The sequence below is a fragment of the Pantoea sp. S18 genome, assembly GCF_045689705.1.
Taxonomy (GTDB): domain Bacteria; phylum Pseudomonadota; class Gammaproteobacteria; order Enterobacterales; family Enterobacteriaceae; genus Pantoea; species Pantoea symbiotica.
This window is the reverse complement of record NZ_CP142689.1, coordinates 784,553-808,713: the sequence shown is the minus strand read 5'-3', so window position 1 is coordinate 808,713 and position 24,161 is coordinate 784,553. Positions and strand designations below refer to the sequence as shown.

Sequence of the window (24,161 nt, the reverse complement as noted above, 5' to 3'; positions counted from 1 at the left end):
TTAAGGATGGATGATGAGTGAATTAGACAATGACCCGCTGTTATCGCGCCTGATTTTAGCGGAGAAGGTGGCACGCGCCGGCGGCGCGAAGGCGCTGGAGTATTTCCATCAGCGCGACACCTTAGTGGTGGAGACCAAATACGATTTGCAGGATGTGGTGTCTCGTGCTGACCGCGAAGTGGAACAGATGATCGACCAGCAGATTCGCGCGCAGTTTGCCGACGACGGTTTCCTCGGCGAAGAGTACGGATTGCAGGACGGTTCATCGGGTTATACGTGGGTGGTTGATCCGATCGATGGCACCAGCCCGTTCCTTAACGGCATGCCGAACTGGTGCGTGTCCGTTGCGGTGTTGCACGACGGTGTGCCGGTGATTGGCGTGATTTTCGCGCCCACTTATCAGGAGTGTTACGTCGCTGCTCTTGGTCAGGGCGCGACGCTCAACGGCAAGCGCTTGCAGTTGGATGCCAGTCGCACGCTGCAAAATCATGTCACCGGATTTGGTGCCAACAGCCACGTTAGCCCGGATGAAGTGGGGAAAATCCTTGCGTCGCTGCTGGCGGCGGGCGGGAATTTTATTCGCATTGGATCGGGTGCATTGATGCTGGCGTGGGTCGCAGCCGGGCGCGTGGTGGGTTATTACGAGCCGTACATGCATGCGTGGGATTGTCTGGCCGGTTATTGCCTGGTGAAAGAGGCGGGCGGCTGGTATCACCCGTTCAACACCGAAGGTGAACGTTTGTTGAAAGGCGCGCAGGTGCTGGCGGTTGCGCCGGGTGCAGAAGCGGATTTGAAGCGGATTGCCGGGTTGTGATGCTGGTTGCGGTCGCCATTTATGGCGACCTCCCATCAAACCAGAATAAACTCCCGATAACCCGACCAAATCACATAGACCGCGAAATAAACAAAAATCAACGCGGAAGCGAGATAGGAATACTTCAGCAAACGCTGCCCCAGCAGCTTACCGCCCATGCTGCCGACCAGGCACAGCACGCAGGTCCACACCACGCCCGCAATAAAGAAGCCGCCGAGGAAGGATGAAGTTGCTGCCGCGCTGCCGTGTCCCATGCGAGAAATCAACGCACCGCCGACGCTGGCAAACCACAAAATCGCGGTCGGTGATGACATCGCCAGCATCACGCCACGACTAAATTCACGCAGCAGCGATCGATACGGCTGTTGTTCGGTTTCCGGCAGTGCAGCCTGCTTCTGCAACGCCGCATACAGCATTTTTCCGGCAAACCACAGCAACAGCACGCCGCCACCAATCCACAGCACCCAACGTACGGCGGTGAACTGCAACACAATCGCCATGCCCGCCAGCGCCAGCAGCGCATAGATTAAGTCACCGATGCAGGTGCCAATCCCCAACCAAAAACCGTGAAAATAGCCGCGTTGCATCGCCAGCGTGATCATGGCGATATTTGCGAGACCGATATCAAGGCACAACGACAAACTCAGCAGAAAACCATTTGAAAACTGCAGCATAGCAACGTCAGCATCCCTGGCATGTTAAGAGGGCTTCATTAAAGCATGCCGGGAAAACGCAGTAATAATAAGAATTACGCATTTGAGGTCTTTCGGCTGACAGGTTTGGAGGTAATCGTGCTCTAACGGCGGATAAATCCCCGATAATGTGAACACGATCACGTCCGTTCGGCGCGAATCAAAGCAATCCCACTATAGTCGTAAAGCGGACTGCATCATCGACCGCAAGCACAATAAAAAATCCAACGCGACTAACGCTTTCTATAAAGAACATTCCGATTATGGTGGGTACCACAATGAAAAATCACAATAAATCCTTGTCTGGCGGTTTGGCGTCACGTCTAAGCGTGGCATTATCGCTAGCTGTTTTCACATTAGCGGGAAGTGCAATGGCAACTGCAGCGGAACATCACAACCAAACGGCCTTAGTGGGCACATGGACCAGCATCCCGGATGCGCCGTTAGTGCAAAATCCGGGTCATCCCAGCGAAGGTTTATACCGTTTGAAGGTCAATAGCGACGGCACGCTGACGCCGCTCGATTTCATCAAAATGAAAAGCCCATCGTGGATTGTGAAATCGCATGATGGCCGTTTTGCCTACACCACCAATGAAGAGAATGCCGGTGCGGTTACTGCGCTGGCGATTGATCACAGCGGCAAGGTTCGCGTGATTAACGCGGTGGATAGCCACGGGCAGCAGCCGACGCATGCCACCATCAGCCCGGACGGTAAATTCCTGTTTGTCGCCAACTATTCAGTGGCCAAAGGCGGTGCCAGCGTGGCGGTATTCCCGATTCATCATGACGGTTCGCTCGGCGAGCAGGCGCAGAATTTCCCGTTTGCCAGCGGAAGCGGTGCGGTGAAAGATCGTCAGGATAGCGGCCACGCGCACTCCACCACCTTTACGCATGATGGCAAATACCTTTACGCCGCAGATCTCGGCGGCGACAAACTGCACGCTTATGCCTATCACGCGGGCAAAACTCAGCCGCTGGTCGCCGATACCTCGCGCGATGTCACCTTCCCAGCCGGTTCTGGCCCGCGTCACATGGTATTTTCCCCGGATGGCAAACACGCTTATGTCACCACCGAAATGGCCGGTGAAGTGGTGGTGTTTGCGGTGAAGGACGATCGTTTGGAGCAGCAGGCTAAGGTCAAACTGAACACGGAAAACAGCAGCGCCGAGTATCGCAGCGGCGGCGGCATTATCCTTAGCCCGAACGGCAAGTTTGTGATTGCGGCTAATCGCGGCTCGGATAACAGCTTAGTGGTGTTTAAAATTGAGCAGGATGGTTCACTGGGAACGCCGGTGCGCTACAAAGCGGATGGCATTGAACCGCGTGCTTTCGCCTTTGATGCCAGCGGCAAATACCTTTATGTGGCGAACGTGTTCACCAATAACATTACGCTGTTCCATTTCGATGCTGAGACCGGTGCGTTAAAAGCCGCAGGTGAAGTGGCGAAGATCGCCACGCCAACGGATATTAAGTTTTTTAATTGAGTTTTATTGAGGTCGCCATAAATGGCGACCTTACCGGTTTTGTAGGGTCGCCATTTATGGCGACCGCGCACCTAATTGGTGCCAATTGCCATTTAACGGTGCGCACATTTCTGTAAAAACGCAATTAATCGTCAAATAACCCCAATCTACGGCCTCTATTATATTTGGCCCACTTCTTGCTTTATACAAAATAACGCCCCAACGATGTGGCAACCTCTTGTTAACGCAGACAGCGCCGTCTGCCGATCGCTTTTATTCTCTCCGGCCTCCCGGAAACACTCCAATTTGACCCTTCCCTTTCAAGAGGTTGCTATGGCTATTAGTCGTCGTTCATTTATCCAGGGTTCAGCAGTTTCGGCATTAGGCTTGGCAGCGGGCGTTGCGCCTAAATTCTCTTTCGCCGCCGACAGCAAAGACGCGATTAAAATCGCCAGTATTCTCGACTTATCCGGCGGGCTCGATATCTACGGCAAGCCAATGTCGAACGCGATTAATTTGGCGGCGGAAGAGATTAATGCGGCAGGGGGATTATTAGGTCGCCCGTTGCAGGTGATTAATTACGATGCGCAATCCAACATGCAGCTTTATGCGCAATATGCGCAGCAGGCGGCGCTGAAAGATAAAGTGGCGGTGGTGCACGGCGGCATTACCTCGGCTTCGCGCGAAGTTATTCGTCCGGTGCTGGATCGTTTTCGTTCGCTCTATTTTTACCCGGCGCAATATGAAGGCGGCGTGTGCGATCGCAACTATTTCTCTTCCGGTTCTACGCCAGCGCAAACCGTGGAAAAACTGGTGCCTTATGCGGTGAAGAAGTGGGGCAAAAAAGTCTACGTGCTGGCGGCGGATTATAACTACGGGCAGATCGTCTCGGCGTGGGTGAAAAAATCGGTGCACGATAACGGCGGTGAAGTGATGGCGGTTGAATTCTTCCCGCTGGATGTCACCGATTTTGGCGCGGCAATCTCCAAAATTCAGAGCGCTAAACCCGACATGGTGTGGTCAGCGCTGGTCGGTGGCGCGCACATCTCGTTCTATCGCCAGTGGCATGCGGCCGGTATGAGCGGCAAGATCCCGATTGCCTCCACGGTGTTTGGCGGCGGCAACGAACACATCATTCTGTCACCGGAAGAGAGCAACGGCATTCTGGTGGCCGCCAACTATATGCAGGAAATCCCCTCGCCGGAAAACAAAGCGTTCGTCGAGCGATTCCATGCGCGCTACGGCGCCAACACGCCGTACATCAGCGACCTCGCGATGGGCGCTTACCAGGGCATGCTGATCTGGGCGGAAGGGGTGCGTAAAGCGGGCGATATCGATCGCATGAAGGTGATTGAGGCGCTGGAGTCCGGCGTCACGCTGACCTCGCCGAGCGGCAAGCTGAGCGTCGATCCGGCCACGCATCACTGTTCGCTGGATGTGCATATCGCCGAAGTGGAAAACCATCAAATGAAAATTCTGGAAACCTTCACCGATCAAGCGCCGGTGGATACCGCGATGGTGTGCGATCTGAAGAAAAATCCGCGCGATACCAAACAGTATCAAATTGAGCTGTAACAGGAGCCGCTATGGATCTGTTCATTATCTACGCCATTGAAGTGCTCAATGCCATCGCCGTGCTGGTGATCATGAGCGTTGGGTTGGCGGTGGTGTTCGGCATGATGAAAATCGTCAATATGGCGCACGGCGAATTCATGATGCTGGGCGGCTACAGCGCCATTCTGGCCACCAATCAGTGGGGCGTGCCGATCTGGATCTCAATGCTGGTGATCGCGCCGCTTACCGTGGGCGTGTTTGGCGCGGTGATAGAGCGCGTGATTATTCGTCATCTGTACGGACGGATGATCGACACCATGCTGGCGACATGGGGGCTGAGTCTGGCGTTGATCGGTGCCGCCACCATGCTGTTCGGCAACACCACGCTGGGCATCAGTTCGCCGCTGCCCAGCGTCAGCATTGGCAATTACAGCACCAGCGGTTATTCGCTGTTCATGATTGTGTTTGCGGTCGGCTTGCTCGGCGCGCTGTGGCTGCTGCTGCGCTTTACCACCTTAGGTCTGTGCGCGCGTGCCACCATGCAGAATGCGCGCATGGCGGCGGCGCTCGGCAGCAATCCGGGCAAAATCTACAGCCTGACGTTTGGCCTCGGCGCGGCGCTATCGGGTTTGGGCGGCGCACTGTTAGCGCCGATTACCGGCGTGATCCCAACCATTGGCGTTAGCTTTATCGCCAAAGCCTTTATCACGGTGATTGGCGGTGGCAGCGCCATCATCGCCGGTACGCTCTCCGCCTCGACGCTGTTCGGCACCATTTCGCAGCTGGTGACCTACTTCTCCACGCCGGTGTTTGGTGCGGTTGCGCTGTTGCTGAGCGCCATTGTGCTGCTGCGCTTGCTGCCGCAGGGCATCACCGGGCGCTTCTTCAGGAGATCGCTGTAATGAAACTGTTCTCGGAAAAGATCCAGATTGTCGTCACTTCTCTGGCGATGGTGCTGGTGGCGCTGTGGCTGTCAGGTGCGATTGAGCTCTACACCTTGCTGTCACTGACGGTGTTTCTGGTGATGGGCTTGTTGTCGCTCAGCCTGGCATTTATCTGGGGTTACGGCGGCATCCTGTGCTTTGGCCAGGCGGCGTTTTTCGGTTTAGGCGCTTATACCTATGCGATTTGCGCCATCAACTGGGGCGATTCGACCTGGGCAGTGGTGATGGCGGTGCTGCTGCCAACGCTGTTCTCGCTGCTGCTTGGCTATGTGATTTTTTATGGCGGCGTCAGCGATGTCTATCTCGGCGCCATCACTCTCGCGGTGAGTCTGGTGCTGTTTAACTGGGTTAACTCCACCTCCGGCAGCGAATATCACATCGGCGAAGCGCTGTTGGGTGGCTTTAACGGCATTCCCTCGGTGCCGACGCTCAACCTGCCGTTCCAGCCGGATGCCATTTTATCGCCCGAGGCGATCTTTATGGTCACCGCCGGATGTCTGGCACTTTGCTACGCCTTGCTGAAGTTCGTGCTGCTGAGCCGCTTTGGCAAAACCGTGGTGGCGATTCGTGAGAACGAGCAGCGCGCCGGATTGCTCGGCTACAACGTGCCGGCGCACAAGCTGGCGACCTTTGCCATCGGCGCGGCAATTGCCGGACTGGCGGGTTGTTTGTACGTCAACTGGGGCGCGTTTGTCAGTCCTGGCGTGTTCAGCATCAGCCAGTCGGCGCAGATCATCATCTGGGTGATTGTCGGTGGACGCGGCACGCTACTTGGGCCGGTGATCAGCTGCGTGCTGTTGCAGTGGATGGTGACGCGGCTGGGCGCGCAGCAAACCGTGGATGTCAATTTAGTGCTCGGCGTAATCCTGGCGGTGTTTGTGTTGCTGATTCCGGGCGGTATTTTGCCGACGCTGCAGCGCCTGTGGCGGCGCAAGCGTCATGCCGCCGCGCCCGCCAGCCGCGCGCAGGTCAGTGAGGTGAAACAATGACGACCAACGTGTTACTGGAAACCCGCAAAATGGGCGTCAGTTTTGGCGGTGTACATGCGGTGAAAGAGGTGGATTTCACCTTACGTGAAGGTGAATTGCGCTGCCTGATTGGCCCCAACGGCGCAGGCAAAAGCACCTTCTTCAAGATGCTGAGCGGCCAGGTGACGCCGACGCGCGGCGAGTGTCGCTATCGCGAACAGGTGATCTCCGGCAAACGACCATGGGAAATTGCGCGTTTGGGGATTGGCATCAAAACCCAGGTACCGAGCGTGTTCGAAGGTTTAAGCGTGCGGGAAAACTTGTGGCAGGCGGCGGCAAATAAGCTGACGAAAGCGGCGCTGCCAGCGGCGATTGAACAAGTGCTGGAGGATATCGGCCTGGTTGATCTGCAACATGCGGTGCTCTCGGAACTGGCACATGGTCAGCGGCAGTGGGTGGAACTGGGGATGATCCTGATCTCCAAACCGCAGCTGGTGCTGCTGGATGAACCGGCGGCGGGCATGACGCATCAGGAAGTGCGCAAAACCGCGCAGCTGATCAAGGCGATCAATCAGCAGAGCACGGTGGTGGTGGTGGAACACGACATGGAGTTCATCAGCATGATTGCGCAACAGGTGACGGTGTTTAACCAGGGCGCGGTGCTGGCGGAAGGCAGCTTCCGCGAGGTGACACAAAATCCGCTGGTGAAAGAGGCGTATCTCGGCAATCTGGAGATTAAACATGCTTGAAATAAAAGAGATGGTTTCGGGCTACAACAAGATTCCGGTGCTGAACTTATCCGAGCTGTTTGTCGGCGCAAAGTCGTTCACCGGCGTGCTGGGCCGCAACGGCATGGGCAAAACCACGCTGCTGCGCACCATTATGGGCGAACTGCCAGCCTGGCAAGGCCGCATTGCGCTGAACGGCATAGATATTACCGGTTATCAGGCGCATCAGCGTGCGGTGGCGGGCATCGGTTTTGTACCGCAAGGGCGACAGATTTTCCCGCAGCTGACGGTGGAGGAGAATCTGCGCATGGGCTGCGTGAAACACTTCTCCCGCGCCGGGGAAATTATCGAGCAGATGCTGGAATATTTTCCGCGCCTGAAACGCCTGCTGGCACAGCCGGGCGGTGCGCTATCTGGCGGCGAGCAGCAGTTGCTGGCATTGGCGCGTTGCCTGTGCGGCCAGCCACAGCTGGTGCTGCTGGATGAGCCAACGGAAGGGATTCAACCGAATATCTGCGAGGAGATCATCGATACGTTGCGGCGCCTGCGCCACGAGATGGATATTTCGATCATTCTGGTGGAGCAAGATATCGAGTTTCTCTATGCGCTCTCTGACCAGATTCATGTGATTGAAAAGGGGCAGATTGTGCAAAGGATCGATCCGAAAACCCAGTCGAGCGCCAGCGTGGCAGAGCAGTTTTTGGGGTTTCATGTTTGAGCATCATTCAAGGTGCGCATGAATGCGCACCCTACAAAACCGCTCCGCATCCTTGTCCGCCCTGACACAGCACCCGGCAGCATCAGCAAAGCACGGATTCACTCGCTCGCTTACCGTAAGGCTTCCTCATTCGGGATGCGCATAGGGTGAACCATGACTGAACAATCATTACTGGCAACGCTTTCTGGTGTCCGGCTGCATATTTTCCATCCTGATTCACAGAGCGTGCGCGCGTTTTGCGCCTCGCTGACGCAGTTGGGATGTCACGCGCAACACAGCTGGCCGCCTGCTGCATCAATTCCTGCGGATACGCAGCTGCTGCTGGTGGCGATCGATGTGCATCAGCAGCAGCCTTTATCCACTCTGTTTAGCAGCGCGCGCGAACGGGATATCCCCATCATCGCGCTGGCGGATAGCCACAACGCGCGGCTGTTTCCGCTGCTACTGCAACTCCAGCCGAACGCCATCGCCGAGCGTGAACTGAATCCGTTTGCCTTGATTGTGCAGATGATCGGCACGCTACAAACCGTGCGTCATCACCAACGGTTGCGTGCGGTGCAGCAGGCGCGTAAAGCGCGCGGGGAAAGGTTGGCGCAGGCCAAAGGCGTGCTGATGCAAACCTTCGGGCTGGATGAATCGGGGGCGTATCGCTTGATGCGCAGCGAAGCGATGAACACGCGCAGTAGCATGGAATACACCGCCGAGCGCGTGATCACCACGCTACAAAAGTAGCGGCGCGTCCGGCTGCCGTAACAGGCTGCTGGGCGTGTAACCAAAGGCTTTGCGAAATGCCAGGCTGAAGTGCGACATATCGCTGAAGCCGTGATCCAACGCCACCTGGGTGATATTGCGCGCTTTGCCTTCGGCCAGAACGCGATGACACGCCTGTAAACGCTCCTGCCAGAGGAAGTTCATCGGCGTGGTGCCGTGTGCGGCAAACACCCGGCTGATAGTGCGCGGTGAGACGTGATGCGCATTGGCGATTTGCGCCACCGATAGCTCCGGCTCCTGCAGATTGTGGCGCAGAAAACTCACCACGCGCGAATACAGATCCGGTTTCAGCGCCTCTTCGCTGTGCTGCAAATTGACGCTGACCGAAATCATATTCAGCAGCGTATTGGCGAACTGTTCGGCCAGAAACGGGTTCTCGCGTTCGGGATTAAACACGAACGCTTCCTGTAAAAGTAGCTTGAGCGATGCCATGCCAGGGCGCGTAAGATCCAGCGTTTTGCCCGCCAGTTTGGCGGTGGCAGGCGCTTCCTTCTCCATGATGTGACGTGGCAGATGCACGATATTGATCGCCACATTCTCCATGGCAAAATCAAACGGCGTCGCAGCATCGTAAATCACCACGTCGCCCGCGCTGACGCGTGATTGGTTGCCATTCTGCCGCAGCGTGCCGCTGCCCGCGCAAACGTAGCCCAGATAGAAATCGTGATTAGGATGGCGGCGGATGCATTCTGGCGTGCGTTGCCACATCAGCGCTGTATGTGACACGTGATTGGCAATATCCATGTGACCGAGCATCGAATAGGCAAAGCTGCCGGAAAAAGTGCCGGAGTGCATCTGGCGCGCTTCGGCTTTGATCAGACGCGAACACACCGCATCACGCCAGGCATCAAAGCGATGACGGTTATCGAGATCGTCGGTGGTGAAAAGCTCTTTCATATCAGCATCCCCTAAACATGGCGAAAAAGGGCGGAAGTCAGGGAGTTAAAGCAAGTTTCAGGCCATGAGCGGGTGAAATGACCGCCCCGATGCTGTCGGGGCGGTTATAAAAGCGGATTTACAACGCAGGATGCTGTTTGTGCCAGTCGGTAACCTGCTGGTAGGCCCACGCGCCCTGGATCATGGTGGTTTCGGCGAAATGTGCCGCCACCAGCTGGAAGCCAATCGGCGCGCCGCTGGCGGTTTTACCGCACGGCAAGGTGATGGTGGGATGTCCGCTGGCGTCGAATGCACTGGTATAGCGCAGCACGCCGTTAAACAGTGCCTGATCGGTACCAAAACGGGTCATGGTGTCCCAGGTCAATCCGGCATAAGCGGTGGCCGGTGCCAGAATCAGATCAACCTGAATAAAGAGCGCGGAGATATCGCCGCGCAGCGCTGCACGGCTGAGCAGCAAGCGCTGATACTCCAGCGCGGTGACGCTGTGACCAAGATCCAACAGGCCAGCGAGGCCGGGACCGTATTGATCTTTCTGCGCTGGATAAGTGTCTTCATGCGCCAGCGCGGTCTCCACGGCGCAGAGTGCGCTCCACTCGGCGGCGGCTTTTTCGGTATCGGGCAAGGTGATATCCACCAGCGTCGCGCCAAGCGAACTCAAGGTGGCGATCGCCGATTGCAGCGCGGCGCGCGTCTCCTCGTCAACTTTCTCCAGCGCCCAGCTTTTATCTACGCCGATGCGCATCTTGCTGATGCCGCGCGTCATCAATGCCAGATAATCCGGTACCGGTTCGCTGCTGGAGGTGGGATCTTTGTCATCGCGACCGGCAATCGCCTGCAACATGGCGGCGGCATCGGCGGCGTTACGCGCCATCGGGCCGATATGATCCAGTGATGCCGCCAGTTCACAGGCACCGTGACGCGTGACGCGGCCCCACGTCGGTTTAATGCCGGTCAGGCCGTTGGCGTTGGAGGGAAAACGAATCGATCCGCCGGTATCGGTGCCAATTGAGCCGAAGCATAAACCTGCGGCGGTGGCGACGCCGGATCCGCTGGAGGAGACGCCGGTCCACAGCGCGCTGCCCCACGGATTATTGGGGCGGGCGATATCGGGATGGTGATCGGCGAAGGCGCTTTCGGTTTGCGTCAGCTTGCCGAGAATCACCGCACCTGCCGCGCGGAAGCGTTCCACCACGGTGGAGTCTTCAGTTGGGTAACGATCTTTGTGGATGATCATGCCGTGGCTGGTGGGCGCATCTTTGGTCCAGATCAGATCTTTGAGCGCAATCGGCACGCCATGTAGCGGACCGCGCATTTTGCCCTGCGCAATTTCGGCGTCGGCTTCAGCCGCCTGTTGCAGCGCACTGTCGCGCATCACGTAGAAGTAGCTGTGTAAGTCGCGATCGAGCGTATCGATGCGCGTCAGCAGGGTTTGTGTGACCTCCACCGAAGAGATTTCGCCCGACTGAATCAAGCGGCCAATTTCCAGCAAGCTTTTGTAATGCAGGTTATTCATCGTGACCTTACCTCGTGAGTGAGAGATGTGTTGATGAATAACGTAAGTCACTGCGTGAAGTGCGGCTGTGTTTAGGCGGACAGATGATATGTCTGGAATGACAGGTTGGGAGGTTGTTGTTAGGAGGTCGCCATAAATGGCGCCCGAATAATGTAAACGTGACTAAAGCTGCTCATTATTACGCCGATAACACTCAGGAATAGTACACAACGAGGATTATTTTCATGCTAAATGGGATTGGCAGCAGCGTACTGAGAAATTTAATCGCATCGAATGCGGTGGTGACGCCAGCGGTGAACAACAAATCCGCGCAAAACGCCCTGACGGCGCAAGCGTCCACCAAAGTCACCTTCAGCGAGGCAAGTGACGCCATCGCTGCTATCTACAAAATCGAGCCCGCCCAGGTCAAAAGTTCCGTCGATGTCACCAGCAGCATGCAAGCGCAGCTCAACGGTGCCGCACATGCCAGCGGCGTCGGCATGAACGGTCTCGGCAGCACCTTACTGAATAATCTGGTCAGCAATCGCGGCGACGTGACCTTGAGCGTGCCAGCGACCGAAGCGGTGAGCGGCGCAAAGAGCAGCAGCCAAAGCGCGCTGGCACTGACCATCACTACGCAATCTGGCGTGCAGGTGAGTTTGCAGATGACGCGCCAACAGGGCGGCTTGGTGGTGGAGCTGAAAACCAGCGGCGGCCAGCTGAGCAACGATGAAGCGGCGGCGATGGGGCAACTGTCAGCGGGCTTGCAGAAAGCGCTGGATGGCCTGGATGGCAGCACCACCAAGCTCGATATCAGCGATCTGATGAAGTTTGATAGTTCAGTGCTGAAAAGCGTCGATTTGAAGACCGATCTGCGTAATGGCAATAACGTCACGCAGTCGCTGAATTTGCATGCCGACGATCAGGAGCGCTGGCTTGGCTTCCATAACGGCGATGTCAGCATCAAACTTGATACTGATATGTCGAAACTGACGCAAGCGGGAAGCGCGGCGCAGCAGGCGGCGGCGTTGGACCAGTGGAGCAGCAAATTCGATCAGGCAGCTTCGCGCGGCCATGGCGATAGTGACATGCTGGCGCTGTTTAAAGACAGCTTCCGCGCACTCAATACCACCGAAGGTAAAGCAGCGGAAAGCATCAATACGCAGCGCGTGAAGTCAATTGATGCTAATGCGGCGAAGAACGGCGCGATCAGCGGGCTGGCGGACTTCTCGGCTACGTATCAGCAGACGCCGGTTTCCGGTAATCCGTATAAGCCGGAAGAGGAAGACACCTTCTCACTTAACGTGGCGCAAAAAACCGCTTCGCAGACGCATGGCGATACCCAGGATTTGACCCAGCAAACGCTGTTTAAACTGAAGGCCAGCTTCCACACTGCGCTGGATTCTGCCTCGGCGGTGAAATTGACCGAACAGAAGTCGTCGCAAAACTATAAGTACCATTTGATTGATGACGAAGAGCGTAGCCAGACATCGGTGACGCAGAATAAGAAAGGCGATTTAACCGCGAATTATTCCCAGCAGCTGACGCAAAATGAAACGGTGCAAACCTATCAGCTGGCGAAGTTGATCGATAGCGTGCAGATTCCGCACAGCGCGAAAAACGAATTCACCCGCAGTTTCGCCGCCGCGCAATTTGATGCGCAAATATAAAATCGTAGGGTCGCCATTAATGGCGACCTTATAAAATCCGGCACAATTCCGTAGGGTCGCCATTTATGGTGACCTTATAAAATCCCGCACAATTCCACAAGGTCGCCATTAATGGCGACCTTACGTTATATGCATTATTTAAATTTTGATTGCGTTATTTGATCATAAGAATTACACGCCGCTTTTTTATACTCGCTAATTGCCCGCAGCGCCGCCGCTAGCCTGTTGTTGTGCTTAATTAAATCCATAGCTTAATAATGGCAACGCATTGCCGGATATAGCATAACCGCGCTATTTACTTGCTTTAACCCCGCTGATTATCATCGCTTTCAATCCGTTATTCATTCCACGGCCTGCTGATTTTTTCAGTGCAGGCTTACACTTCGCTGTGCAGTAAAAGTGAAATCAGCTATGACGCAAAACAGTGACGAGATTATTAACCGCGCGGCGGTATTAAATAGCGATGAACAAGCCATCGCTGCCGCACGCCATCTGGCCGAGCAGGCAAAAGGCGGCGCAGTTGAACGCGATCAGCAACGCATCTATCCCATCGCGCTGCTCAACCAGTTCACCGCGTTGGGACTTGGCAGCATCAGCGTGCCACGTGAATTTGGCGGCGCAGGTTTGTCGTATCAAACCATGGCCGAGGTGTTTCGGCTGATCTCCGCCAGCGATCCCTCGCTGGGGCAAATCCCGCAAAACCACTTTGGTCTGATTCAGTTCATCCTCGGCGAAGGTTCGGCGGCGCAACAGCAGCAACTGCTGAGCGCGGTGGTGCAGGGCAAGCGTCTTGGCAACGGCGGGCCGGAGAAAAACACCAAACACACGCGTGATGTGCAGGCACAGCTGGTGACAACGTCACAGAGCCTACAGCTTACTGGCGAGAAGTTCTACTCCACTGGCGCGTTGTTCGCCGACATTCTGGTCACCACCGCAATGCACGATCAGCAGCCGAAGATGGCCTTTATTCCGCTGCCAGCATCGGGCGTGGAGATTGTTGATGACTGGTCGGGTATCGGCCAGCGCACCACCGCCAGCGGCACGGTGAAACTGCAGCAGGTTGCGGTAGATCCGGCGTTATTGATGTCGCTGCCCGCAGCCGAAAAACCGACGCTGCGCGGTGCGGTTTCCCAGCTGATTCAGGCGGCGATAGATGCTGGCATTGCGCAAGGCGCGCTGGATGAGGCGCTGGAGTTTGTGCGCAGCAGCTCGCGACCTTGGGTGGATGCCAATGTCAGCCGCAATGCCGACGATCCTTACATCCTCGCCGATGTGGGCCGCATCAGCACTGAACTGAGCGCCGCCAACGCACTGCTGACGCGTGCCGCCCGCGTGCTCGACAGCATCGATCAACAGGCGCTGACCGCTGAAAACTGCGCGTTCGCATCCATTGCGGTAGCGGAAGCTAAAGTGCTCACCACGGAAGTGGCGCTGCGGGCCAGCGAGAAACTGCTGGAATGGGGCGGTAGTCGCGGCACTTTGCTGCGCCACGGGCTTGATCGTCACTGGCGCAATGCACGCACCCACACGCTGCACGATCCGGTGCGCTGGAAAACTCATGCCATCGGCAACTATTACCTCAATGATGCGCTGCCTGCGCGTCATGCGTGGATTTAAGGAGCAACCATGACGCAGGTATCGCCCAAACAGCGCGCGACGCGCATCACTCATGCCCAGCAGGCGTTGCAGGTCGCGCAGGAGCTGGCGGAACGTTTTCGTGCTGGTTCTGCCCAGCGCGACCGCGAACGTGAACTGCCGCACATCGAGTTACAGCAGCTGTTTCAATCCGGACTCGGCGCCATCACCGTTCCGCGTGACTTTGGCGGCATTGAGATTTCTACCGCCGAACTGGCTGGGATTTTCGTGCTTTTGAGCGCCGCCGACGGTTCGATTGGTCAGGTGCCGCAGAACCATTTTTACGCGCTGGAAGTGCTGCGCATCAACGGCAGCGAGGCGCAGAAAAAGCGGCTCTACGCAGAAGTGCTGGCAGGTGTGCATCACGGTAATGCGCTGGCGGAATTCAGTTCGCCCGCCGCGCATCAACGTTCTACGGCGGTTTCGCAGCAGGCAGAAGGATTGCGCCTCAATGGCAACAAGTTTTACTGCACCGGCGCGCTGTATGCCGACCGCATTCCGACGCTGGCGATTGCCGATGACGGCAAAGAGCAGCTGGTGTTTGTGCCGCGCCATCAGCACGGCGTCAACGTGATTGATGACTGGAGCGGCTTTGGTCAGCGCACCACCGGCAGCGGCAGCGTGCAGTTCCGCGACGTAGCGATTGCGCCGGAAGATGTGGTGCCATTCCAGACGGCGTTTGAGCGTCCGAGCACCGTTGGGCCATTTGCGCAGATTATGCATGCCGCTATCGATCAGGGCATTGCGCGGGCGGCGTTTGACGACATGCTCGATTTCCTGCGTCAGCGCGCGCGGCCGTGGACGGACAGCGGCGTCGAACGCGCCAGCGACGATCCGCTGACGCTCGATCGCACCGGTCGTCTGGCCGCACGTCTGAGCGCCGGCGATGCACTGCTGGCGATTGCCGGTGATGCGGTTGACGTCGCGCAGCGCGATCCCAGTGCTGAAAACGTGGCGCTGGCGTCGGTGGAAGTGGCGAAGGCGCGCGCCTGGACCACGGAAGTGTCGCTGGAGGCCAGCAATCTGCTGTTTGAACTCGGCGGATCGCGTTCCAGCCTGCGCGAGCACAACTTCGACCGCCACTGGCGCAATGCGCGTACCCACACCTTGCACGATCCGGTGCGCTGGAAATATCCGGCAATCGGCAACTACCTGCTGAATGGCGTGTTTCCGCCGCGTCGGGGGACGATATGAGTCAAAAACAGATTCTGCTTAATGCCTTCAATATGAACTGCGTTGGGCATATTCATCACGGTATGTGGACGCATCCGCAGGATCGTTCGGTGGATTTCAACTCGCTGGATTACTGGCTGGATCTGGCGCGGTTGCTGGAGCGCGGGCTGTTTGATGGGCTGTTTATCGCCGACATTCTCGGCGTGTATGACGTCTATCAGCAAGGCATTGGCCTGACCGCTAAAGAGTCGATTCAGCTGCCGGTCAACGATCCGCTGATGTTGATTTCCGGCATGGCCAGTGTCACGCAGCATCTGGGTTTTGGCGTTACCGCCAACCTGAGTTATGAAGCGCCGTATCCGTTCGCGCGCCGCCTCTCCACGCTCGATCACCTGACCAAAGGGCGCATCGGCTGGAATATCGTCACCGGTTATCTCGATAGCGCCGCACGTGCCATGGGGCAGCAACAGCTGCTGGCGCACGACCGCCGCTACGATCAGGCCGATGAGTTTCTCGATGTCACTTACAAGCTGTGGGAAGGCAGTTGGCAGGACGACGCGCTGGTGCAGGATAAAGCCCATCGGCGCTACGCCGATGCCAGCAAAATCCATCAAATCAATCATCAGGGCGAGTTTTATCAGGTGCAGGGTTATCACCTGAGCAGCCCGTCGCCGCAGCGCACGCCACTGCTGTTCCAGGCCGGTTCCTCGGCGCGCGGCGTGCAGTTCGCCGGACGTCACGCCGAGTGCAGCTTTGTCAATGCCGCGTCACCTGCCGCAATGCGCGAGCAATCCACGCGCCTGCGCCAGGCGGCGGTGGCTGCCGGACGCCATCCTGACGATCTGCGCATCTTTATGGGCGTCAGCGTGATTGTCGCGCCAACCGAACGCGAAGCGCAGGAGAAGCATAAAAGCTACCTCGAATACGCCAGCCCGGAAGCGGGTATCGCGCACTTCTCTAGCTCGATTGGCCTGGATCTGGCGGCGTTCGAACTCGATGAGCCGATTCAGACCGGCGACACGCGCGCCATTGAATCAGTGAGCAAAGCTTTCAGCGGCTGGACGCGCCGTCGTTTGCTGGAGCAGCACGCGATGGGCAGCCGTTATCCGCTGATCGTCGGCAATCCGAGCCAGGTCGCGGATGCGCTGATTACGTGGATCGATGAAGGTGATATCGACGGCTTTAACCTGACGCGCATCCTCAATCCGCAGAGCTACCGCGATTTCATCGATCTGGTGGTGCCGGAATTACAGCAGCGCGGCCGCTTCAAGACCGCGTATCAGCCCGGTTCGCTTCGCCACAAAATTTTTCAACAGCAGGACCGCTTGCCCGATCGCCATCCGGCGGCGCGCTGGCGCGACGGCGTTAACCTTCGTTAATTTAACCTCAGGGATCTGATATGAACATTGCACGTCATTTTGCGCTGGCTGCCAGCGCTGCTCTGCTGGCGTTTAGCGCCGTCGCCGCCGAAAACTACAGCGGACCGCTGAAAGTCGGCACTACCGCCGCCTTTGCACCGCCGCTGGAAACCGCCGTTGCCGAGGCGAAGAAACAAGGGTTAAACGTTGAGCTGGTGGAATTCACCGACTGGACCGCGCCGAACGTCAGCGTGGAAAACGGTGATATCGATGTGAACCTGTTCCAGCACAAACCGTTCCTTGAGAACGCCAATCAGCAGGGCGGATTCCATCTGGTGCCGTTCGCGCCAGCGATCATCAATAACATTGGCCTCTATTCAAAGAAACATACCGCAATTGACCAGATTCCTGATGGCGGCACGGTGGCGATTGCCAACGATCCGATTAATGGCGCGCGCGGCCTGCTGCTGCTGCAAAAAGCCAGGCTGATTACTTTAAAACCAGGCGCGGGCCTCAAATCTACCGTGGATGACATCGTCAGCAATCCGAAGCATCTGAAGATTATTGAAGTGGAGGCGGTGCAGCTGTCGCGTTCGCTGGATGAAGTCGATTTAGCGCAGGGTTATCCACACTATCTGCGTCTGTCGAAGACCATCGATCCGAACAGTGCGCTGCTGTTTGATGGCCTTGAGCATCCGGAATACGTGATTCAGTTCGTGATCCGTGACGGTCATCAGAACGATCCGCGCCTGGCGAAGTTCGTTGATATCTATCAACATTCGCCGGTGGTGCGCGCCAAACTTGATGACTTCTACGGCAAGCTGTATCAGCCGGGCTGGAGCCAGTAAATATGGTGAGCCTGACGCTACCCGGCGAGCGCGATGCGTTGCTATCACCGACGGCCGAGACGGCAGGGAAAATCCACGTGCAGATTCGTGGTCTGAGTAAACGCTATCCCGGACAAACTCAGGACGCGCTGAGGGAGGTGGATCTGCAGGTTAAGCGCGGTGAGATTTTCGGCATCATTGGGCGCAGCGGCGCGGGTAAATCCACGCTGATCCGCTGCCTCAATCGGCTGGAAAATCCCACTCGCGGTCAGGTGGTGATTGACGGGATTGATCTCGGCACGCTGAACGATCGTCAACTGGTGGATTGGCGACGCGGTACCGGCATGATTTTCCAGCACTTCAATTTGCTGTCGGCGAAAACGGTGCGGGAAAACATCGAGCTGCCGATGAAAGTGGCGGGCGTGCCTGCGGCCGAGCGACGGCGCAAAGTGGATGAACTGCTGGCGCTGGTGGGCCTTGAGCAGCGCCAGCACGCCTGGCCTGCACAATTGTCCGGCGGGCAGAAGCAGCGCGTCGGCATTGCGCGCGCGCTGGTGCACGATCCGGAACTGCTGCTGTGTGATGAAGCCACGTCGGCGCTCGATCCGGAAACCACGCGTTCGATTCTGGCGCTGCTGAAAAAGATCAATCAACAGCGGCACATCACCATCGTGCTGATTACCCATGAAATGGATGTGGTACACGATCTCTGTCATCAGGTGGCGGTGATCGATCAGGGCGAAATCATTGAGCGCGGGCCGGTGTGGCAGGTGTATAGCGATCCGCAGCAAGAAACTACGCGACAGCTGCTTAACCCGCAGTTCAGCGCGCTGCCGGAAGCGATTCAACCGCTGCTGACGCCGACGCGTCAGCATGGCGATTCACGCTTGCTGGTGCGCTTGCGCTACACCGGGCAAGGCGCGCAGCCGGATTTAGCGACGCTGAGTGCGCGGGTTGGCGGGGAGCTGACGCTTATTTATAGCGCGGTGGAGTGGGTGGATAGCAAACCGACCGGGCAAATATTGCTGCTGCTCGATGCACAGCATGACGCGGACGCCGCGCAGACGCTGTTAATCCCGATTGCGGACCAACTGGAGATACCGGGCTATGTCACTGGCTATTGATCGTTTATGGATTGGGCTGCTGGATACGCTGCTGATGGTCGGCGTGTCGTCGCTGCTGGCGCTGGCGCTCGGATTACCGATGGCGGTGATTCTGGTGGTAACCGGACGCGGCGATCTGTTCCCGAGCCCGCTGCTGAATCGCGTGCTGGGCTGGGTGGTGAACCTGTTCCGCTCGATTCCGTTTTTAATTCTGATGGTGGCGCTGATTCCATTTACCCGCTGGATCGTCGGCACCACCTACGGCGTGTGGGCGGCGGTGGTGCCGCTGACATTGGCGGCGACGCCGTTCTTCGCGCGCATCGCCGAGGTAAGCCTGCGCGAAGTGGATAAAGGGCTGACCGAAGCGGCGCAGGCGATGGGGTTTCATCGCTGGCATATTATCTGGCATGTGCTGCTGCCCGAAGCGCGGCCCGGCGTTGTCAGCGGGTTTACCATTACGCTGGTGACGATGATTAACGCCTCGGCAATGGCCGGCGCGATTGGCGCGGGTGGGTTGGGGGATCTGGCGTATCGCTACGGTTATCAGCGTTTTGATATGCAGGTGATGCTGACTGTGATTGTGGTGCTGGTGGCGTTGGTGACAGTGCTGCAGTTTTTTGGTGACAGGTTGTCGCGCAGGTTGAATCATCGTTAGGTGCGGTGTTTGGCGAGGTCGCCATAAATGGCGACCCTACGGCGCGTTATCTGCATGACGGTGATGTGGGGTTTTCGTAGGGTGCGCATTTATGCGCACCGTTTAAATGGCCGCGATTTACCTAATCTGTAATCCCTCCAACGCCGCCAACAACGCATCCACTTTCGGTAGCAGCTGCTTGCGGCGCGGCCAGATCAGCGTTAAGGCCAAACCGTCCGGCTGTTGCTCGGGCAGAATAATCTCCAGCTCGCCGCGCGCCAGCGGTTCACGCACCAGCCACGATGGCATCTGCGCCACGCCCAATCCGGCACACAGCGCCTGCATCTGCGCATCCACATCACCCAGCGCCATGCGGTGCGGCAGGTTACGCCAGTGCGGATAGCCATCTTCCGTAGTAAACAGCCACGGCTTGGTGCTGCCATCGACGCGTTCATACATGATCGCCTGATGCTGCAACAATTCGGCTTCGCTGTTGGGCCGACCCACGCGCGCCAGATAATCCGGTGACGCGCAAAACACCATGCGTTCGCGGCCCATCTGACGACAGCCCAGCGAGGCGGGCAGGTCCGGCGAGCCACCAATGCGCACCGCAACATCAATCCCTTCATCAAACAGATCGATAAAGCGGTCCGAAAACGCCAGGTTGAGCTCTACATCCGGATGCTGACGACAAAACGGAATCAGCAGCGGCATCACGCCAAGGCGACCATAGGTGTTTGGCACCGCCAAGCGTAAACGTCCGGAAGGAATGGTGCGCTGCGCCGCCAGCACCGCTTCGGCTTCTGCCAGCTCCTCCATAATGCGTAAACAGGTTTGGTAATAGGCGTTACCGGCATCGGTGAGTTTCAGGCTGCGGGTGGTGCGCTCCAGCAGCCGCGAGCCGAGACGGGTTTCCAGCCGTGTTACGCTTTTACTCACTGCGGAACCGGTAAGATGCAAGCGTTCAGCGGCGGCGGCAAAGCTGCCGCTCTCGACGCTGGCAACAAAGGGAACGATATCTTTCAGGCGCTGATCGTGCATGGATTCGTGAACTCAGGTTGTGAATGCCGTGAATTAATGCCAGAGATGGGAATTAAATTCTCTATTAAACTCATCATTACTGAAACTGAGGAGAATTGAAATGCAAAAGCAGGCATTGATTGTTGGCATCAGCGGTGTGATTGGACGTGCACTGGCAGAAAAATTACAGCGCGAAGGTTGGCAGGTGAGCGGTTTATCACGCGGACGTGGCGCTGTGCCGGAAGGTTGCCGCAGCCTGACCGCCGATCTGACGGATGCCGACGCGGTGCGGGCTGCGCTGGCGCAAGAGAAGCCGGATGCATTGTTCTTTAGCGTCTGGTCGCGCCAGGAAAATGAGAAAGAGAATATCCGCGTGAATGGCGCGATGGTGCGTAACGTGATTGAAGCGCTGGGTGAGCGTCTGAATGGATCGCATGTGGCGCTGGTGACCGGCCTGAAGCATTATCTCGGCCCATTCGAAGCCTATGGCAAAGGCGCAGTGCCGGTAACGCCATTCCGCGAAGAGCAGGGACGTCAGCCGGTCGATAACTTCTACTACGCGCAGGAAGATGAAGTATTTGCCGGTGCGGAGAAATATGGCTATCGCTGGAGCGTGCACCGCCCGCACTCCATCGTCGGTTTTGCACTGGGTAACGCGATGAATATGGGCCAGACGCTGGCGGTGTACGCCACGCTGTGCCGCGAGCAAGGTTTGCCGTTTATTTTCCCAGGTTCGCCCGAGCAGTGGAATGGTGTGTCCGATGTCACCGACGCCGGTTTACTGGCAGAACAGCTGCTTTGGGCCGCAACGGCGGCAGAAGCGGCCAATCAGGACTTCAATGCGGTGAACGGCGATGTGTTCCGCTGGAACTGGTTGTGGCCACGTCTGGCGGACTATTTTGGCGTAGAAGCGGCAGCGTATCCGGCGCAGATGATGCCGCTGGAAGGTCGCATGCAGGATGCCGCTGAAGCGTGGCGCGAAGTGGCGGCGCGTTATCAGTTGCGTGAGGCCGATATCACTAAACTGGCATCATGGTGGCACACCGACGCAGATTTGGGCCGTCCGATGGAAGCTTTCACTGACATGAGTAAGAGCCGAAAAGCGGGCTTCACCGGTTATCGTTCAACGCTGGATTCGTTTACTCAGCTGTTTGATCGTTTGAAAGCGGAGAAGGTTATTCCGCAGTAACGTCCTGTTGATTGAAAAGGGCGGCTTGCCGGGGGCTAATGCACGTCAGTTAAGCGTAAAATGGTCGCCATGAATGGCGACCCTACAAAGGATTGGCGCGTTTTTTGTAGGGTACGCATTCATGCGCACCTATTTACATTAAAACCTGCACTAAACGCGTTGAGGTGAAAAAATATAAATAACCTAAGTCACATTCTGCCTAAGTTAGTTTTATATTCCTATTAGTAATTAATGATTTTTTATTCATTAACATGCTCATTCAACTGATTTTATTTCTATCGTCACGATCCTCACTTTTGCAGTTTAAGTTGTACAATATAAATCATCTTGTACATGTTAAATTCATAGCCTGCTATTTATTATGGGCGCTGAATAAATTATTTTGCCAATTAAATGTTCAGGAAAAATAATGCGAACTATATTGATCCTACGCATCTCTTAAATTCGAGGCTGGTATGTTTCTTAACTACTTTGCGCTTGGGGTTTTAGTGTTTGTTTTTCTTGTCATCTTTTACGGGATAATTGTGCTGCACGATATCCCTTATCTCATTGCAAAATCCCGTAATCATCCGCACGCGGATGCAATACACGTCGCGGGCTGGGTAAGTCTGTTTACACTCCACGTCTTATGGCCATTCTTATGGATTTGGGCCACGCTTTACCGGCCAGATCGAGGCTGGGGAATGGAAGGTAGGAACGCGTCATTGGAACAACGTATATCGGCGTTGGAGCAAAAGGTGACGGCAGACCGGAATTCTCCGAAGGGGTGACATATGGACTTACTGATTATATTGACCTATGTCGCTCTGGCATGGGCCGTTTTCAAAATATTCAGAATACCGGTAAATAAATGGACAGTCCCAACAGCAGCATTAGGCGGTATTGTGCTGGTCAGCGGCCTGATATTGTTAATGAATTATAATCATCCCTATACTTCGCTGGCACAAAAAGCCGTTATCGCCATCCCTGTTACACCGCAGGTGACCGGTATTGTCACTGAAGTCACTGACAAACAAAACATGCGGATTAAGAAAGGGGATATGCTTTTCCGCCTTGATCAAACCTTGTTTAAGGCGCGCGTCGACAGGTTGAATGCGGACCTCGTCACTGCCATCCATAATATTCAGGTATTACGTGGACAATTAGAGGAATCCCTGGCGAATACCTCAAATGTGAGTGCTGAAAGAGACCGGTTATATAAAAATTACCAACGTTATCTTTCCGGTAGTAAAGCCCGCGTAAATCCGTTTTCTGAACAGGATATTGATGACGCAAGGCAAAACTATCTCGCGCAGGATGCTTTGGTAAAAGGCTCGGTTGCTGAACAACGGCAGATAAAAAGCCAGTTGGATAGCATGGTCGGCGGCGAGCAATCACAGATTGTCAGCCTCAGAGCCCAATTAGCAGAGGCGCAATATAACCTTGATCAAACGATTATTCGTGCGCCGAGTGATGGATACGTAACGCAGGTGTTAATTCGTCCCGGTTCTTTCGCCTCATCATTGCCATTGCGCCCAGTGATGATTTTTATACCTGAACAGAAGCGTCAGGTTATTGCCCAGTTTCGACAAAATTCATTGTTGCGTCTAACGCCCGGTGATGAAGCGGAAGTGGTATTTAATGCGCTACCGGGGCAAGTATTCAGCGCGAAACTGCTGAGAATTATTCCGGTGGTTTCGGGCGGTACTTATCAGGCTCAGGGAACCTTGCAATCTTTAACCATTGATCCCGGTTCTGATGGCGTGCTGGCAGTGGTTGAATTGGATCCTGATGCGTCAGTCGATGCATTGCCGGATGGTATTTTTGCGCAGGTTGCTGTTTATTCCGATCACTTTTCGCATGTTTCAGTGATGCGCAAGGTATTGCTGCGCATGACCAGTTGGGTTCATTATCTCTATCTTGACCATTAATAAAACAGATATTATTTAATGCTTGTTAGTCAAGCTTGCATCGGTCGCCATGAATGGCGACCCTACGTTAAGGTTATTGCATTTGAAAAGGACTGCCTCAGCATAAGTCATATTCATGCTGAGGCAGTTTTTAAATTACTTTTTCTTGTAGACGATTGCAGTACCATAAATTTTGTTATTGGTATTCGCGGACGTCACGATATAAATATCGCCGCCTTTCTCATCTGCCATTTTAGACAGCTCTTCTTTTGCACTGGCAGCATCCATTTCTCCTGAGGTGGAAATGTTGCCAACCTCGACATACTGATCTTTTACTTTTTCAAACTCGACCTTGGTCATCAGTTGTGCGGCAAATGAGCTGAATGATAAAGCGCTTACGACTAAGCCTAAAATTAACTTTTTCATACTGATCCTTGGGTTAGAGAAAAAAGATGAGTTGCTATTATTGTATAGTTTAGAAGCGAAACATTTACAACCTGAAGCAACTCATTACGTTTTTTATTGGCCCATAATTCGTATCCATTCCAACGTCACCCTGCATATTCATTAGAATTTTCGAAACGTCTCTGCGGTCACAATTTAGCCGTATTCATCAGCTGAA

General features: G+C 55.8%; 23 protein-coding genes. 18 read left to right on the top strand and 5 right to left on the bottom strand.

What is annotated here, in order from left to right; genetic code table 11:
- Positions 1 to 13 precede the first annotated feature (13 nt).
- Complete coding sequence (locus VIJ98_RS23675; RefSeq protein WP_154157528.1) at positions 14 to 814, top strand: inositol monophosphatase family protein; 801 nt, start codon at positions 14 to 16, stop codon at positions 812 to 814.
- Between the two features lie 35 nt (positions 815 to 849).
- Here VIJ98_RS23675 and VIJ98_RS23670 read toward each other — a convergent pair whose 3' ends face one another.
- A complete protein-coding gene (locus VIJ98_RS23670; protein ID WP_323271695.1) occupies positions 850 to 1,488 on the bottom strand; it encodes a LysE family transporter in 639 nt (212 codons plus the stop codon).
- Between the two features lie 389 nt (positions 1,489 to 1,877).
- On the opposite strand from VIJ98_RS23670, the gene VIJ98_RS23665 reads away from it, so the two are divergent.
- The 7 genes from VIJ98_RS23665 (at position 1,878) to VIJ98_RS23635 (ending at position 8,613) form a co-directional block, all read left to right on the top strand.
- Positions 1,878 to 2,990, top strand: coding sequence for a lactonase family protein (locus tag VIJ98_RS23665; protein WP_323271694.1), 1,113 nt, complete (start codon positions 1,878 to 1,880; stop codon positions 2,988 to 2,990).
- Between the two features lie 312 nt (positions 2,991 to 3,302).
- Entirely contained in the window at positions 3,303 to 4,544 is a 1,242-nt protein-coding gene (locus VIJ98_RS23660) for an ABC transporter substrate-binding protein (RefSeq protein ID WP_008109387.1), read from the top strand.
- Positions 4,545 to 4,555: 11 nt separating this feature from the next.
- Entirely contained in the window at positions 4,556 to 5,425 is an 870-nt protein-coding gene (locus tag VIJ98_RS23655) for a branched-chain amino acid ABC transporter permease (protein WP_061719130.1), read from the top strand.
- Positions 5,425 to 6,456 (top strand): branched-chain amino acid ABC transporter permease, encoded by a 1,032-nt coding sequence (locus VIJ98_RS23650; RefSeq protein WP_154157525.1) that lies wholly within the window; start codon positions 5,425 to 5,427, stop codon positions 6,454 to 6,456. The genes VIJ98_RS23655 and VIJ98_RS23650 overlap by 1 nt, the downstream gene beginning before the upstream one ends.
- Positions 6,453 to 7,184: an ATP-binding cassette domain-containing protein gene (locus VIJ98_RS23645; protein ID WP_154190994.1), complete on the top strand. Its 732-nt coding sequence runs from the start codon at positions 6,453 to 6,455 to the stop codon at positions 7,182 to 7,184. Before VIJ98_RS23650 ends, VIJ98_RS23645 begins: the two co-directional genes overlap by 4 nt.
- On the top strand, positions 7,177 to 7,881 hold the full coding sequence (locus VIJ98_RS23640) for an ABC transporter ATP-binding protein (RefSeq protein ID WP_323271693.1): 705 nt from the start codon (positions 7,177 to 7,179) through the stop codon (positions 7,879 to 7,881). The genes VIJ98_RS23645 and VIJ98_RS23640 overlap by 8 nt, the downstream gene beginning before the upstream one ends.
- A 153-nt stretch (positions 7,882 to 8,034) precedes the next feature.
- Positions 8,035 to 8,613 carry an ANTAR domain-containing response regulator gene (locus VIJ98_RS23635; protein WP_154190995.1) on the top strand — a complete coding sequence of 193 codons (579 nt, stop codon included), beginning with the start codon at positions 8,035 to 8,037 and terminating at the stop codon, positions 8,611 to 8,613.
- On the opposite strand, the gene VIJ98_RS23630 is transcribed toward VIJ98_RS23635, so the two are convergent.
- Both VIJ98_RS23630 and VIJ98_RS23625 read right to left on the bottom strand, forming a co-directional pair.
- Entirely contained in the window at positions 8,602 to 9,549 is a 948-nt protein-coding gene (locus VIJ98_RS23630) for a helix-turn-helix domain-containing protein (protein ID WP_323271692.1), read from the bottom strand. The two genes, VIJ98_RS23635 and VIJ98_RS23630, sit on opposite strands and share 12 nt — an antisense overlap.
- A 118-nt stretch (positions 9,550 to 9,667) precedes the next feature.
- The gene (locus VIJ98_RS23625; RefSeq protein WP_323271691.1) at positions 9,668 to 11,062 is read right to left on the bottom strand and encodes an amidase; all 1,395 of its coding nucleotides are present in this window, start codon (positions 11,060 to 11,062) and stop codon (positions 9,668 to 9,670) included.
- A 224-nt stretch (positions 11,063 to 11,286) separates the two neighbouring features.
- Here VIJ98_RS23625 and VIJ98_RS23620 point away from each other — a divergent pair, with 224 nt between their 5' ends.
- From VIJ98_RS23620 to VIJ98_RS23590, 7 genes are all read left to right on the top strand, one after another.
- Positions 11,287 to 12,711 carry a hypothetical protein gene (locus VIJ98_RS23620; protein WP_323271690.1) on the top strand — a complete coding sequence of 475 codons (1,425 nt, stop codon included), beginning with the start codon at positions 11,287 to 11,289 and terminating at the stop codon, positions 12,709 to 12,711.
- Between the two features lie 411 nt (positions 12,712 to 13,122).
- On the top strand, positions 13,123 to 14,328 hold the full coding sequence (locus VIJ98_RS23615) for an SfnB family sulfur acquisition oxidoreductase (protein WP_323271689.1): 1,206 nt from the start codon (positions 13,123 to 13,125) through the stop codon (positions 14,326 to 14,328).
- A 9-nt stretch (positions 14,329 to 14,337) separates the two neighbouring features.
- The gene (locus VIJ98_RS23610; protein ID WP_323271688.1) at positions 14,338 to 15,540 is read left to right on the top strand and encodes an SfnB family sulfur acquisition oxidoreductase; all 1,203 of its coding nucleotides are present in this window, start codon (positions 14,338 to 14,340) and stop codon (positions 15,538 to 15,540) included.
- Positions 15,537 to 16,898 (top strand): LLM class flavin-dependent oxidoreductase, encoded by a 1,362-nt coding sequence (locus VIJ98_RS23605; RefSeq protein ID WP_323271687.1) that lies wholly within the window; start codon positions 15,537 to 15,539, stop codon positions 16,896 to 16,898. The genes VIJ98_RS23610 and VIJ98_RS23605 overlap by 4 nt, the downstream gene beginning before the upstream one ends.
- Before the next feature lie 20 nt (positions 16,899 to 16,918).
- Positions 16,919 to 17,725 (top strand): MetQ/NlpA family ABC transporter substrate-binding protein, encoded by an 807-nt coding sequence (locus VIJ98_RS23600; RefSeq protein ID WP_323271686.1) that lies wholly within the window; start codon positions 16,919 to 16,921, stop codon positions 17,723 to 17,725.
- Between the two features lie 2 nt (positions 17,726 to 17,727).
- Positions 17,728 to 18,828, top strand: a complete 1,101-nt coding sequence (locus tag VIJ98_RS23595; protein WP_323271685.1) for an ATP-binding cassette domain-containing protein — start codon at positions 17,728 to 17,730, stop codon at positions 18,826 to 18,828.
- Complete coding sequence (locus tag VIJ98_RS23590; RefSeq protein WP_323271684.1) at positions 18,812 to 19,462, top strand: methionine ABC transporter permease; 651 nt, start codon at positions 18,812 to 18,814, stop codon at positions 19,460 to 19,462. The genes VIJ98_RS23595 and VIJ98_RS23590 overlap by 17 nt, the downstream gene beginning before the upstream one ends.
- A gap of 117 nt (positions 19,463 to 19,579) precedes the next feature.
- Here VIJ98_RS23590 and VIJ98_RS23585 read toward each other — a convergent pair whose 3' ends face one another.
- The gene (locus tag VIJ98_RS23585) at positions 19,580 to 20,482 is read right to left on the bottom strand and encodes a LysR family transcriptional regulator (RefSeq protein ID WP_154157513.1); all 903 of its coding nucleotides are present in this window, start codon (positions 20,480 to 20,482) and stop codon (positions 19,580 to 19,582) included.
- A 100-nt stretch (positions 20,483 to 20,582) separates the two neighbouring features.
- Here VIJ98_RS23585 and VIJ98_RS23580 point away from each other — a divergent pair, with 100 nt between their 5' ends.
- From VIJ98_RS23580 to VIJ98_RS23570, 3 genes are all read left to right on the top strand, one after another.
- Entirely contained in the window at positions 20,583 to 21,650 is a 1,068-nt protein-coding gene (locus tag VIJ98_RS23580; protein WP_323271683.1) for an SDR family oxidoreductase, read from the top strand.
- Between the two features lie 455 nt (positions 21,651 to 22,105).
- On the top strand, positions 22,106 to 22,420 hold the full coding sequence (locus VIJ98_RS23575; RefSeq protein ID WP_323271682.1) for a DUF3302 domain-containing protein: 315 nt from the start codon (positions 22,106 to 22,108) through the stop codon (positions 22,418 to 22,420).
- A gap of 3 nt (positions 22,421 to 22,423) precedes the next feature.
- On the top strand, positions 22,424 to 23,560 hold the full coding sequence (locus tag VIJ98_RS23570; protein WP_323271681.1) for an HlyD family secretion protein: 1,137 nt from the start codon (positions 22,424 to 22,426) through the stop codon (positions 23,558 to 23,560).
- A gap of 135 nt (positions 23,561 to 23,695) precedes the next feature.
- Here VIJ98_RS23570 and yahO read toward each other — a convergent pair whose 3' ends face one another.
- Complete coding sequence (yahO, locus tag VIJ98_RS23565; RefSeq protein ID WP_061719146.1) at positions 23,696 to 23,965, bottom strand: DUF1471 family periplasmic protein YahO; 270 nt, start codon at positions 23,963 to 23,965, stop codon at positions 23,696 to 23,698.
- Positions 23,966 to 24,161: the final 196 nt, after the last annotated feature.

Bases quoted from the DNA above. Each gene is read 5' to 3' on its own strand.
- VIJ98_RS23570 (WP_323271681.1), top strand. From the start codon at position 22,424: ATGGACTTACTGATTATATTGACCTATGTCGCTCTGGCATGGGCCGTT.
- VIJ98_RS23630 (WP_323271692.1), bottom strand. From the start codon at position 9,549: ATGAAAGAGCTTTTCACCACCGACGATCTCGATAACCGTCATCGCTTT.
- VIJ98_RS23670 (WP_323271695.1), bottom strand. From the start codon at position 1,488: ATGCTGCAGTTTTCAAATGGTTTTCTGCTGAGTTTGTCGTTGTGCCTT.
- VIJ98_RS23600 (WP_323271686.1), top strand. From the start codon at position 16,919: ATGAACATTGCACGTCATTTTGCGCTGGCTGCCAGCGCTGCTCTGCTG.
- VIJ98_RS23660 (WP_008109387.1), top strand. From the start codon at position 3,303: ATGGCTATTAGTCGTCGTTCATTTATCCAGGGTTCAGCAGTTTCGGCA.
- VIJ98_RS23645 (WP_154190994.1), top strand. From the start codon at position 6,453: ATGACGACCAACGTGTTACTGGAAACCCGCAAAATGGGCGTCAGTTTT.
- VIJ98_RS23620 (WP_323271690.1), top strand. From the start codon at position 11,287: ATGCTAAATGGGATTGGCAGCAGCGTACTGAGAAATTTAATCGCATCG.
- VIJ98_RS23590 (WP_323271684.1), top strand. From the start codon at position 18,812: ATGTCACTGGCTATTGATCGTTTATGGATTGGGCTGCTGGATACGCTG.
- VIJ98_RS23655 (WP_061719130.1), top strand. From the start codon at position 4,556: ATGGATCTGTTCATTATCTACGCCATTGAAGTGCTCAATGCCATCGCC.
- VIJ98_RS23575 (WP_323271682.1), top strand. From the start codon at position 22,106: ATGTTTCTTAACTACTTTGCGCTTGGGGTTTTAGTGTTTGTTTTTCTT.
- VIJ98_RS23585 (WP_154157513.1), bottom strand. From the start codon at position 20,482: ATGCACGATCAGCGCCTGAAAGATATCGTTCCCTTTGTTGCCAGCGTC.
- VIJ98_RS23625 (WP_323271691.1), bottom strand. From the start codon at position 11,062: ATGAATAACCTGCATTACAAAAGCTTGCTGGAAATTGGCCGCTTGATT.
- VIJ98_RS23580 (WP_323271683.1), top strand. From the start codon at position 20,583: ATGCAAAAGCAGGCATTGATTGTTGGCATCAGCGGTGTGATTGGACGT.
- VIJ98_RS23595 (WP_323271685.1), top strand. From the start codon at position 17,728: ATGGTGAGCCTGACGCTACCCGGCGAGCGCGATGCGTTGCTATCACCG.
- yahO (WP_061719146.1), bottom strand. From the start codon at position 23,965: ATGAAAAAGTTAATTTTAGGCTTAGTCGTAAGCGCTTTATCATTCAGC.
- VIJ98_RS23615 (WP_323271689.1), top strand. From the start codon at position 13,123: ATGACGCAAAACAGTGACGAGATTATTAACCGCGCGGCGGTATTAAAT.
- VIJ98_RS23675 (WP_154157528.1), top strand. From the start codon at position 14: ATGAGTGAATTAGACAATGACCCGCTGTTATCGCGCCTGATTTTAGCG.
- VIJ98_RS23665 (WP_323271694.1), top strand. From the start codon at position 1,878: ATGGCAACTGCAGCGGAACATCACAACCAAACGGCCTTAGTGGGCACA.
- VIJ98_RS23640 (WP_323271693.1), top strand. From the start codon at position 7,177: ATGCTTGAAATAAAAGAGATGGTTTCGGGCTACAACAAGATTCCGGTG.
- VIJ98_RS23610 (WP_323271688.1), top strand. From the start codon at position 14,338: ATGACGCAGGTATCGCCCAAACAGCGCGCGACGCGCATCACTCATGCC.
- VIJ98_RS23635 (WP_154190995.1), top strand. From the start codon at position 8,035: ATGACTGAACAATCATTACTGGCAACGCTTTCTGGTGTCCGGCTGCAT.
- VIJ98_RS23605 (WP_323271687.1), top strand. From the start codon at position 15,537: ATGAGTCAAAAACAGATTCTGCTTAATGCCTTCAATATGAACTGCGTT.
- VIJ98_RS23650 (WP_154157525.1), top strand. From the start codon at position 5,425: ATGAAACTGTTCTCGGAAAAGATCCAGATTGTCGTCACTTCTCTGGCG.